Annotated in this window: 2 protein-coding genes; both read left to right on the top strand. The window is 34.8% G+C overall.

Annotation, left to right across the window (positions count from 1 at the left end):
• On the top strand, positions 1-236 hold a 236-nt coding region (locus NG798_RS27770), incomplete at its 5' end, for an LPXTG cell wall anchor domain-containing protein (RefSeq protein WP_261226954.1).
• A gap of 225 nt (positions 237-461) precedes the next feature.
• A complete protein-coding gene (locus NG798_RS27765) occupies positions 462-1,082 on the top strand; it encodes a transposase family protein (protein WP_261226953.1) in 621 nt (206 codons plus the stop codon).
• The last annotated feature ends 32 nt before the right edge of the window (positions 1,083-1,114 follow it).

Below are 1,114 nucleotides of genomic sequence, written 5' to 3'. Positions count from 1 at the left end.
ATTTTGGGCTGGCATTTTTCTACAAAGTGACTAGACTATATTTTAATTATACCCTATTTAAATGTACAACAGCTTATTTACGCGAAGATTTATCCCAAGCAGAATCAATTGATGAATATTCCCGTCAATCCTGTTTTACGGGTTGTTCTAGTAATCAGATTTTCTGGTTGCTTTTTTTCGGACTTATAATTCTGGCGATTGGTGGTTTTATTTACCGCTCTAAAATCCAGAAATAGCTTCGCTCTCCACTGGGTGGCAAACTAGCATTTAGACCCTTTGCTAGATAGGGCTTTCAGCGTTCTTTCTAAGTTCGCGGTTCTTCAGTACCTAGTATGCTAAAATTATAATTAATGAGACCAATAAAGACGAAAAATCTATCCACCGATATCTGAAAAGCTTTTGGCGGTTGACAGTTAAGCGATATGTGATGTTAAATGAAACCAGAAAAATAGTAAAGAAGAGTGGCGGCAGTAACAATGGCTTCAAAAAAGGAAATTAAAATGCTCACAGAACTTCTGGAACTAGAAGGAGTAAAAGTGGTGTCACGCCATCAGCATAAAGGGATTGGAATAATTTTAGAGATAGAGCCAATCCATGAGGAAAGTATCTGTCCTCGTTGTGGGGAAAAAAGTCATAAATTACATCAAAACCATCAATATATAATTAAAGATTTACCTTGGGGAGAATCGCCAGTATTTTTAGAAATAAATAGACGACAGTTCAAATGTAAGCAATGTAAAAAGCCGTTTAGTGAAAATTTGGATTTCGTCGGAAAAAGAAGGACTTATACAAAAAGATTGGCTCAAAAAATCCTTCAACAAGTTTTAGAAAATGATATAAACAGTGTCGCAAAAGAAGGGTTAGTTACCACAGAAGAAATAGAAAGAATGTTAAAAGATGCCTCATCAGAATTAGCCGATTTAAAACCGAGGGATTTAAAAAAGCTAGGACTTGATGAAATAGCATTGATTAAAGGAAAAGGAAATTATTGTGCAGTTTTAATAGATTTAGAAAGCTCAAAGTTAATTGCTATCATCGGGTGCATCTCACTTTTGCAAATGGTTCAAAAAATGTTAAGCTGAAAAATCTAGTAAAAGCCTCAAGAAAGGATGAG

Source organism: Ancylothrix sp. D3o (assembly GCF_025370775.1).
Lineage (GTDB): Bacteria > Cyanobacteriota > Cyanobacteriia > Cyanobacteriales > Oscillatoriaceae > Ancylothrix.
Note: the sequence above shows the minus strand (reverse complement) of the source record. Positions and strands in the feature narration are given on the sequence as shown.